The 10524-nt window shown below is 69.4% G+C and carries 5 protein-coding genes; 3 read left to right on the top strand and 2 right to left on the bottom strand.

Going from position 1 to position 10524, the window contains the following annotated elements; all coding sequences use genetic code 11:
* Both AC1DJN_RS17420 and AC1DJN_RS17415 read right to left on the bottom strand, forming a co-directional pair.
* On the bottom strand, positions 1-481 hold a 481-nt coding region (locus AC1DJN_RS17420), incomplete at its 3' end, for an ABC transporter permease (protein WP_478039600.1).
* The gene (locus AC1DJN_RS17415) at positions 481-1269 is read right to left on the bottom strand and encodes an ABC transporter ATP-binding protein (RefSeq protein WP_025875633.1); all 789 of its coding nucleotides are present in this window, start codon (positions 1267-1269) and stop codon (positions 481-483) included. The genes AC1DJN_RS17415 and AC1DJN_RS17420, both read right to left, overlap by 1 nt.
* A 194-nt stretch (positions 1270-1463) precedes the next feature.
* Between AC1DJN_RS17415 and recC the strand changes: the two genes are divergently transcribed.
* The 3 genes from recC to recD are packed head-to-tail and all read left to right on the top strand — an operon-like array spanning position 1464 to position 10353.
* Positions 1464-4805, top strand: a complete 3342-nt coding sequence (gene recC, locus AC1DJN_RS17410; protein WP_442251389.1) for an exodeoxyribonuclease V subunit gamma — start codon at positions 1464-1466, stop codon at positions 4803-4805.
* Entirely contained in the window at positions 4802-8476 is a 3675-nt protein-coding gene (gene recB, locus AC1DJN_RS17405; RefSeq protein ID WP_478039597.1) for an exodeoxyribonuclease V subunit beta, read from the top strand. Before recC ends, recB begins: the two co-directional genes overlap by 4 nt.
* Complete coding sequence (gene recD / locus AC1DJN_RS17400; RefSeq protein ID WP_032978529.1) at positions 8473-10353, top strand: exodeoxyribonuclease V subunit alpha; 1881 nt, start codon at positions 8473-8475, stop codon at positions 10351-10353. Before recB ends, recD begins: the two co-directional genes overlap by 4 nt.
* Positions 10354-10524 lie beyond the last annotated feature (171 nt).

Genomic DNA, 10524 nt, shown 5'->3' with positions numbered 1-10524 from the left:
AGCTGGCACTGATCGCCAGCGAACAGAAGATGCCGGTCAGCAGCGGCACGGTCAGTACCGCCGCCCAGAAGCGCGGTGCCACGGCCTTGGCCACCGGGTCGATGGCCATCAGTTCCAGCGCCTTGATCTGGTCGGTGGCGCGCATCAGGCCCAGCTCGGCGGCGATCGAACTGCCGGCGCGGCCGATGAACAACAACGCGGTCAGCACCGGTGCCAGTTCGCGGTACAGCGACAGSCCSAGCAGSGTGGACAGCGCRTCGGCSGCRCCGAAGGTGGTCAGCGTGCGGTAGCCCTGCAGGGTCAGCACCAGGCCGACGAAGGCACCGCCCACGGCGATGATCGGCAGCGAGCGSGCACCKAYCTTGTAGATCTCGCGGGTCAGCTCGGCCAGGAAATCACGGGTCGGCAGCGAACCGCGCAGCACGGTCAGCGAGAACAGGCCGGCACGACCCAGCGAGCGGGTGGCKTSMACRAACGGCATCAGGCAACCCTCGCGCGCGGYGCGGCATCRAACGGRATSGGACCATCSGGCTGGCCRTGCAGGAACTGCTGCAGCAGCGGGTCCTGGCTGGTCTGCAGCGCCTCCGGCGTGCCCTGGAACACGATGCCGCCATTGGCGATCGCGATTACCTGGTCGCAGATCGGCAGAGTCTCGTGCACGTGGTGGCTGACGATGATGCTGGTCAAGCCCAGGCTGTGGTTGAGGCGCTGGATCAGGCTCATGATCACCCCCGAGGCGATCGGGTCCAGCCCGGTCAGCGGCTCGTCGTAGATCATCAGCGGCGGGTCCAGGGCCAACGCRCGGGCCAGTGCCACGCGCCGGGCCATGCCACCGGACAGCTCACGCGGCCAGGCATCGGCGGCGGCCAGCAGGCCGACCGAATGCAGCTTCATCTGCACCAGCCGGCGCAGCACCGGTGCCGGCAGGCGGGTGTGGGTGCGCAACGGCAGGGCGACGTTCTCGGCCACGGTCAGGTCGGTCAGCAGGCCATTGCCCTGCAGCAGTACGCCGACGCTCTTGCGCATCTCCAGAAGTTCGGCGGTGCGCTGCGGGATGGGTTTGCCGAACAGGGTGACGTCGCCTGCAACCGGACGCAGTTCGCCGGTCAGCGCCGCCAGCAGGGTCGACTTGCCGCTGCCGGACGGACCGAGCACCGCGGTGATGCTGCCCTTGGGCACCTGCAGCGAAACGTCGCGCAGGATCGTGCGCCCGCTCCGGTCGATGCGGACGTTGGACAACTGCACCAGACTGGGAGTGGAAGCCGACATGGGCACCCTTAACGTTTTTTCGACATTGAAGCATCGGGTCAGACTGCTGAACATAAGCAGACTGGACGGTGCAGTATTGTTGCACGGTCGGACCGTCGCCAGACCGGGACAATTCCGAAAACGACCGGAACAATCCGTCGCGATCACCGTACCCCGGGATTGAATACGGGCGGGTGTGCTGCACACTGTGCACGATGAGTGACCCGGGCAGCGACTTCCGCCTCTACCATTCCAATTCGCTGGACGTGCTGGCTGCCCTGCTGGCGCGCAACGTGCGTGTGCCGGTGCCGGGGCAGTCGCTGCTGGCGCCGGAGGTGGTGCTGATCCCGCAGGTGGCGATGCGGCGCTGGCTGCAGGCGACACTGGCTGCCGAGTATGGCGTGGCCGCCAACCTGGAATTCCTGACCCCCGGTGAGTTCGTCGCCCGTGCGCTGAACGCCAATGTCGAGGGCGAAGCCGACGACCTGGACGCGGCCGCCCTGCACTGGCGCCTGTACCAGGCCCTGCGCGATCCGCAGCTGCTGGCACAGCCACCGATGCGCGCGCTGCAGTCCTATCTTGCCGGGGGCGACGCGCTCAAACCCTGGGCCCTGGCCGGCGAACTGGCCTCGGTGTTCGAGAAGTACCAGGCCTGGCGCCGCGACTGGCTGCTGCGCTGGGAAGCCGGCGCCGACGCGGCCGATCCGCAGGCCATCCTGTGGCGCAGCATCGCCGCCGGCCATGGTTACCGCGCGCGCCGCATCCAGGCGTACCTGGACCGCTTCGAGGGCGCCGGCCAACCGCTGCCGCAGGGCCTGCCGCCGCGGATGTCGGCGTTCGCCACCCTCAACATCTCGCCCGACGTACTGCGGGTGATGGCCACCCAGTCGCGGGTGGGCGAACTGCATTTCTATCTGCCCACGCCGGTGCAGTCCTACTGGGGCGACCTGCAGACCCTGGCAGAGCGCCTGCGCAGCGGTGCGCCGGACCCGTTCGGCGAGGCCGCCGGCGAGAACCGCCTGCTGGAAGCGTGGGGTGCGGCCGGCCGCGATTTCATGGCGGTGCTGGGCAGCTATGAAGTGGTGCATCCGGCCGGTGAGATCGCGGCCTATTCCGACCCCGAGCAAGACACGCGGCCGACGATGGACCAGGGCGGGCTGTCCGACAGCCTGCTGCATCGCCTGCAGCGCGACCTGTTCCACCGTCGTGCCTTGCCTTCCGGTGAACTGCGCGATGGCCTGCGCAGCGACGACCCGAGCCTGCAGGTGCACGCCTGCCACACCCGCCTGCGCGAGCTGCAGGTGCTGCACGACCAGCTGCGCAGCCTGCTGCAGGACCCGCGCTTCGACCCGCCGTTGCAGGCGCGCGAGATCGCCGTGCTGGCGCCGGACATCGATCCGTATGTGCCCTATCTGGAAGCGGTGTTCGGCGGACGGGGGGGCGAGGACGAACACATTCCCTACGCGCTGGCCGACAGCAGTCCGTTGGCTGGCGAGCCGCTGGCCGACGTGTTCGTGCACCTGCTTGGCCTGCCGATTTCGCGCTTCGGCCTGAACGAGGTGCTGGATCTGCTGGCCAGTGCACCCCTGGCCGAGGCCGCCGGCCTGGAAGCGGTGGACTTCGACCGACTGCATGGCTGGTTGCAGCAGGCAGGCGCACGCTGGGGCCTGGATGCCCAGCATCGCGACCAGCTGCAGGCCCCCAGCGATGACGCCTACACCTGGCAGTTCGCGCTGGATCGCCTGCTGCTGGGCCACGCCACCGGCAGCGAGGTGGATCTGGTCGGGGTGGCGCCGTGGATCGAACTGGAAGGCGGGGCGCTGGATGCGCTGGACCGGCTGCTGCGCCTGCTGCGCGTGCTGGCCGTCTACCAGCGCCGGCTGGGCGAACTGTTGACCCCGGCACAGTGGCGGCAGCGCCTGCTGTCGCTGCTCGATGCCCTGCTGCCGACACCACCCAGCTCGCCCAACAGCCAGCGCGCGCTGGAGCGCCTGCGCAAGCTGCTCAACCAGTTCGCCGAAGATGCGTACAAGGCCGGGTTCGTCGATGGCGTGCCACCGGAGGTGGTGCGTGCGCACTTCGCCGGTGCGCTTGCCGAGGCCGATACGCGCGCGCCGTTGCTGACCGGTGGCATCAGCTTCGGCCGCATGGTGCCGATGCGCCTGCTGCCGTTCCGGGTGATCTGCGTGCTCGGCCTCAACGATGGTGATTTCCCGCGTCGCGACCCGGCCGCCGGCCTCAACCAGCTCACCGCCGAACTGGATACGCCGCGCCGCCGTCCCGGCGACCGCTCCACCCGCGAAGACGATCGTTTCCTGTTCCTGCAGTTGTTTGCTGCTGCGCAGGACGTGTTCTACCTCAGCTACCTCGGCGCGGACCCGCGCGATGGCAGCGTGCGCGAACCCTCGGTGCTGGTCAGCGAACTGATCGATGCCGCCGCGGCCTATCACCTCGATCCGTCGACCGCCACGCGGGACTTCACCGTGCGCCACGCGCTGCAGCCGTTCTCGCCGGCCGCCTTCGGTGACGGCGATCCACGCCGCTTCAGCTACCGCCGGCAGTGGCACCCGGCCGCCGGGCGGCTGGGCGGGCAGCGCGGCGGCCTGCTGCCGTGGTTCGACGCCGCACTGCCGCCGCCGGTGGACGACGCGGTGGAAGAAGAGGTCTCGCTGGAGAGCCTGCGTCGTTTCCTGTGTGATCCGGCCGGGCAGTTCCTCGCACAGTCGCTGGGCCTGCGCCTGGCCGACGACGTCGAGGACGTCGACGACCTGGAGCCGCTGGTGCTGTCCTCGCGTGGGCCGGAGAAGCGCAGTGTGCAGCTGGCCGTGGTGCAGGCCACCCTGGCCGGTGACGGCGAGCCGCTGTACCCTCGGCTGCGCGCACGCGGGCTGCTGCCGTCGGGCATCCTCGGCGAGCGCCAGTTTGAAGTGGAGCGGCTCAAGACCCGCCCCTATGCCACGGCCATGCTGGGCTGGTTGCAGGGCACGCCGCTGGAGAGCCGCCGCTATGAAGTGGAGATCGACGGCGTTCGCCTGCATGGCCGGGTCGGTGATCGCCATCCCGAAGGCCTGGTGCGCCTGCGCGCCGGCGCCCTCAACGGCAACGCGGTGATCCGCCAGGGGCTGGACTGGCTGCTGGCCAACGCCGCCGGCGATGCCTTGCCGCTGGTGCAGTTCTACGACGGCGGTGATGCCGGCCCCGGTCCGCATGCATTGCCTGCCTTGACCGTGCCCGCAGCACGCGCGGCATTGCGCGCGCTGCTGCAGCTGCGCCAGCGCGGGCTGCGCGAACCACTGCGCTTTGCGCCCTATACCGGCTGGGTGCTGTTCAACGCGCCGGTGGAAAAGCAGCGCAGCGAAGGCTGGAAACAATGGCATGGCAGCGACCGCAGCTGGGGTGAAGCCAACAGTGATGCCTGGCAGCTGCTGCTGCGTGGCGCCGACCCGTTCGCCGACGACGCCAGTTACGCCGACCTGCTGCGCAACAGCCAGGTGGTCTTCAGCGCCGTGCGCGAAGGGCGCAGCTTCGGCAATGATCCACAGGCGGGCCACGCATGAGCAGCGGTGCCGAGGGCGCTACCATCAACACGCATTGCCCCGACCCTTACCTGGCGTTGCCGCTGCACGGCACGCGACTGATCGAAGCCAGTGCCGGCACCGGCAAGACCTTTACCCTGGCGACGCTGTTCACCCGTCTGGTGGTCGAGCAGGGCCTGCGTATCGGCCAGATCCTGGCGGTGACCTTCACTGACGCCGCCACCCAGGAACTGCGCAAGCGCATCCGCGAGCGACTGGCCCTGGCTGCGCGCCTGGTCGACCTGCCGCCCGGCGACGATGAAACACCCGATGCGCTGCTGACCCGGCAGGTGCTGCAACGTCATCTGCAGGACGGCACGGAAACCGCAAAAGCGTTGAAGCGGCGCCTGCAGGTAGCCGCCGACGAGATCGACCTGGCTGCGATCTTCACCATCCACGGCTTCTGCACCCGCGTGCTGCGCGAACATGCGCTCGAAAGCGGGCATACCTTCGACCCGCCCGAGCTGCTGGCCAGCGATCGCGAGCTGCTGGAAGAACTGGCGGCCGATCTGTGGCGGGTGCATGCCAACGATCCGGCAACGCTGGAACCGCTGACCTGGTTGTGGTCCCACCCGGATGCGCTGGCGGCTGACCTGCGCGCGCTGCTGGCATCGCCACCGCTGCACCCGCCACTGCAGCCGCTGGCCGTGGACGATCCGCGCCCGGCGCTGCAGGGCGCGGCGGCGGAACTGTCGATGGCCGTGCGCGAGCACGGTGAGCGCTTCTTCCTGGACCTGTGCGAAGCGGTCGACAACAAGTGGATCAACGGCGTTTCCTACAAGCTGGGCTGGCTGCACCCGCTGGGCCGGCAGCTGTTGGGCTGGGCCGAGCGCGGCGACGCAGCCGAACTGTTGTCCAGCGACCGCTTGCCGGCGCTGCTGCCCGATGCGCTGGTGGCCAAGACCAACAAGAAGTCCGCCGACCGCACACCGTCCTCGCCGCTGCAGGCACCGCTTGAGCGCTACGTGGCACTGCTGGCGCAGCGCGAACAATGGCTGCGTGCCACGGCACTGAACTTCCTGCACGCCCTGCGCGAGGAAGCCACCCAGCGCCTGTCGGTGCTGAAGCGCGTGCGCCGCGTGCAGACCTACGACGATCTGATCGACGGCGTCGCCCGCGCGCTGGAAGGCCCGCAGCGGCTGGCCCTGGTCAAGCAGCTGCGGGCGCAGTACCGCATCGCCCTGGTCGATGAATTCCAGGATACCGATGACCGCCAGTGGGGCATCTTCCATACCGTGTTCGGCGCCTCGCCGGAGGTGGACGAACTGGGGCTGCAGCCGGCGCTGTTCCTGATCGGTGACCCCAAACAGGCCATCTATGGCTTCCGTGGCGGCGACATCCATACCTACCTGAAAGCCAAGCAGGTGGCCGAGCAGGCACCGGCGCTGGACCAGAACTTCCGCTCGCGCCCGGCCGTGCTGCGCGCGCTGCAGGCGCTGTACGACAACGCTGGCGAAGATGCCTTCCTCGAACGCGACATCCGGTTCGAGCCGGTGCGGCCCGGTGGCGTGCGTGTCGATGAGGACTACCTGCGCGATGGCCGGGCCGCACCGGCGCTGACCCYGCGCCTGCTGCGCAGCGACGGTGAAAAGGCCCTTGGCGCCGATGCGTCGCGCGACGCGGCGACCCAGGCCTGTGTGGCAGCGATCCACCAGATCCTGCTGGAGGCGCGTGCCGGCACCGCGCTGCTGCGTGGGCGCCCGGTGCAACCCGGCGATATCGCCGTGCTGGTGCGCTCGCATCGCGAAGCCACGCTGGTGCAGCGTGCACTGGCCGCAGTCGGCATTCCCGCGGTGGCGGCCGGCAAGCAGAGCCTGTTTGCCACCAGCGAGGCCCGTGACCTGCGTGCGTTGCTGCTGGCGTTGCTGCAACCGGCCGACGAAGGGCGACTGCGTACTGCATTGGCAACGGTGCTGCTGGGGCAGCGCGCAAGCGCGATTGCCAGCATGGAGCGTGAGGGGGACCTGCAGCGCGGGTTCCAGGCACAGCTGCTGCACTGGCGCGAGCGCTGGCAGCGTGGCGGCCCGTTCGCGGTGGTGGCCGATGTCTGCGCCGCGCAGGGCGAGCGCCTGCTGGCACTGATCGACGGCGAGCGGCGCCTGACCAACTACCTGCAGCTGGGCGAACTGCTGCAGGAAGCCTCCGCGCAGGCACTGGGCATGCACGGCCTGCTGGACTGGCTGCAGGGGCAGATGGCCAATGCCGACCAGGATGACGAGCAGCAGCTGCTGCGGCTGGAGTCCGACGCGCGACGGGTGCAGATCATCACCCTGCACAAGAGCAAGGGCCTGGAATACCCGCTGGTGTTCCTGCCGTTCGTGGGCATCGATGGCGGCGCGCCGAACACCGCCACGCACTGCACCGTGCACCTGGAGGGTGAGCGCCAGCTGCATTGGAAGCTGGACAGGGACGATGCCTGGGACGCGGCCAGCAGCCAGCGCGAGCGCGAACAGCGTGCAGAAGACGCGCGCCTGCTGTACGTGGGCCTGACCCGCGCCGAGCATGCCTTGTGGATCGCCACCGGCGATCTGGCAGGCCATGCGAAGACCCGCCTGGCGCCGTTGCTGGGCGACCTGCAGGCGCTGCGAGCGCACGCGGACGTGGACCTGGATGACAGTGCGCCGCCGGGCCGCCTGCCGCAGCTGCTGGCCGAAACCGAAGGTGAGCTGCCTGCGGTGCGTGCCTTGACCCGCCGGGTGCCACATGACTGGTGGGTCTACAGCTTCACCCAGCTGGCGCATGCCGACGCTGGCAACGGCGACGATATCGAAGCGGCGGCCACCGAACTGCCGGCACCGGCTGCCGACGAACCCGCCGGTGCCGAGCTGCCGCTGGAACCGGCGCTGCCGGACGCTGCCGCAGAAGACACTGCGCCGCCGGATCCGCGCTTCATGGGCAGCCGCTTCGGCAACGTGCTGCACGATGCACTGGAGAACGTCGACTTCGCACTGTGGTCGCACTGGCAGCCGCAGCAACCGGCACCGGAGGGACAGGCCGACGTTCTGCGCCGCTCGCTGCACGACGAAGGCTATGCCGACGAGGATCTGGACGATGGCGTGGCGGTGCTGGTGCCGCTGGTCGGCCACACCCTCACCGTACCGCTGCCCGAAGGCGGTGCGCTGTGCAGCGTGCCCGAGCATGAGCGCCGGGCCGAAATCGAGTTCCACTTCGCCATCGAGCCGACCGCAGTACCGGTGCTGCTGCAGCTGCTGCACGAGCACGGCATCTCCAGCGCACGGCGCGGTTTCGGCCTGCGCAGAAGGCTGGAAGGCCTGATGACCGGCAAGATCGATCTGACCTACGTGCGTGATGGCCGCTGGTATGTGCTGGACTACAAATCCAACCGGCTGCCGGGTTACAGCCCGGACCTGCTGGAGATCGCCATGCGCCACAGCGAGTACGACCTGCAGGCGCTGATCTATACCGTGGCCCTGCATCGCTGGCTGCGCTTCCGCCTGGGTGCGGCATACGACTACGCGCGCGACATGGGCGGTATCCGCTATCTGTTCTGCCGGGGCCTGGATATCGCCGGCAACGGCGTGCACGTGCAGCGCTTCGCGCCTGAGCTGGTGGATGCGCTGGATGCCTTGTTTGCGGGCGGCGAAGCAGCCCAGGCCGAGATGGCGGCGCGCGCGCGCGGAGAAACCGCATGAACCTGCTGCGCGATCTGCATCGCAGTGGCCAGCTGCGCACCCTGGACCACGCCCTGGCCATCAGCCTCAAGCGCCTGCGCGAAGACACGCCGGACGACGTGGCACTGGCCGCCGCACTGGCCTCGCTGGCCGTGGCGCAGGGGCACGCTGGTTTCGATCCGCGCCAGCCCCAGCGCGTGATCGATGGCATCCCGGCATGGCCCGAACCTGCGCAGTGGCTGGCGCAACTGCAGGCCTCGCCCTGGGTGGCGACCCCGCAGGATGCCAACGCCGCCGCCGCGGAAGCGCCGCTGGTGCTGGAGAACGGTCTGCTGTACCTGCGCCGCTACCGCGAATACGAGCGGCAGTTGGCTGTCGGTCTGCAACGCATCGGCCGCCATCCGCTGGCTGCACCGGACATGGCCGCCGTGGCGCCCCTGTTCGCGCGTCTGTTCCCGCACGCCGCAACGGGTGAGGACCACCAGGCCCGTGCGGCTGGCGTAACCCTGCGCCATCCGCTGGCCCTGGTCACCGGTGGTCCCGGTACCGGCAAGACCACCACCATCGCCCGCCTGCTGCTGCTGTTGGCGGCACAGGCGCAGCACCAGGGCCTGCCCGTGCCGAAGGTAGCGTTGGCTGCACCCACCGGCCGCGCCGCCGAGCGCATGGCCGAAAGCCTGCGCCTGGCCGTACAGCGGCTGCAGGGGCAGGGGCTGGATCCGGCGCTGTGCACCGCGCTGCCCAGCACAGGCACGACCCTGCATCGCCTGCTCGGGGTGATTCCCGATTCACCGCGCTTCCGCCATCACGCCGACAATCCGTTGCCGGTGGACGTGGTGGTGGTCGACGAAGCTTCGATGATCGACCTGCCGCTGATGGCCAAGCTGGTCGACGCGATCGCCAGCGGTACCCGCCTGATCCTGCTCGGCGATCCCGACCAGTTGCCATCGGTGGAAGCCGGTGATGTGCTCAGCGCCATCCTGCGCGCCAGCGGCGATGGCATCGGCACCCGTGCCGACGATGCGCAGGCGCTGCATGGACTGCTGGCAGCGGCGACGCTGCAGCCGCAGGCACCGCCGCGCGCGTTCGCAGGCCGCCGCGTGCAGTTGCAGCGTGGCTACCGGCAGAGTGATGCGCTGGACCTGGCGCCGCTGGCGCAGGCCGTGCGTGGCGGTGACAGCGGTACCGCCCTGCGCCTGCTGCGCAGTGGCGGGCTGGCTGGTGTCCGTTTCCATGAAGGCGAGGCGGACCCGTTGCGTGGCCAGCGCGAGCATCTGCTCGACCACTGGCGCGCACTGGCCGACGCAGTGGACCCGGCGCAGGCACTGCAGCAGGCCGGTCGCTTGCGCGTGCTGACCGCACTGCGCGAAGGCCCGCAGGGCGCGCGTGGCCTCAACAGCCGTATTGAACAGCTGCTGGCTGGCAACACCCCGGGCTACTTCCAGGGCCGGCTGCTGCTGATCACCGAAAACAGCTACCGCCACCGCCTGTTCAACGGCGATATCGGCATCTGCCTGCGCGATGGCAGCGGTGCGATGGTGGCCTGGTTCCCCGGCGAGACCGCCGACCAGCCGCGCGCCTTCCACCCGGCAGCGTTGCCCGCACACGAGAGCGCGTTCGCGATGACCGTGCACAAGGCGCAGGGTTCGGAGTTCGAGGAAGTGTGGTTGCAGCTGCCGAGGCAGGACAGCCGCGTGTTGTCGCGCGAACTGGTCTACACCGGCCTGACCCGCGCCCGCCAGCGCCTGCAGGTGGCCGGCAGCGCCGAGGTGCTGGAGGCGGCATTGAAACGACATGCCAGCCGCCTTGGTGGGTTGGCGTGGCGACTGGGTGCGGAAGAGGTAACCGAGGAACCGGCGCGCGGCGAAGAACCCACCGTGCAAGGCACGTTGTTCTAAACGCCAGCCTTACCATCACGTCGGTCACCTTCATCCACGCACGGCGTGGATCTACCGTGTCGACCAAGGTCGACACCCACCAGAAGCAGGCCATGCCATTCCGACAGATCGCGGGGAACTGTCGAAGGCGGGGTGGGTCCGGTTGAGGGGGTGTGAGCGGCATGGATGCCG

The organism is Stenotrophomonas sp. 05L414_2 (assembly GCF_056397905.1).
Note: the sequence above shows the minus strand (reverse complement) of the source record. Positions and strands in the feature narration are given on the sequence as shown.

What these genes read in the sequence shown, in the direction of transcription:
- recC (WP_442251389.1), top strand. Translation starts at nt 1,464, where the DNA reads ATGAGTGACCCGGGCAGCGACTTCCGCCTCTACCATTCCAATTCGCTG.
- recD (WP_032978529.1), top strand. Translation starts at nt 8,473, where the DNA reads ATGAACCTGCTGCGCGATCTGCATCGCAGTGGCCAGCTGCGCACCCTG.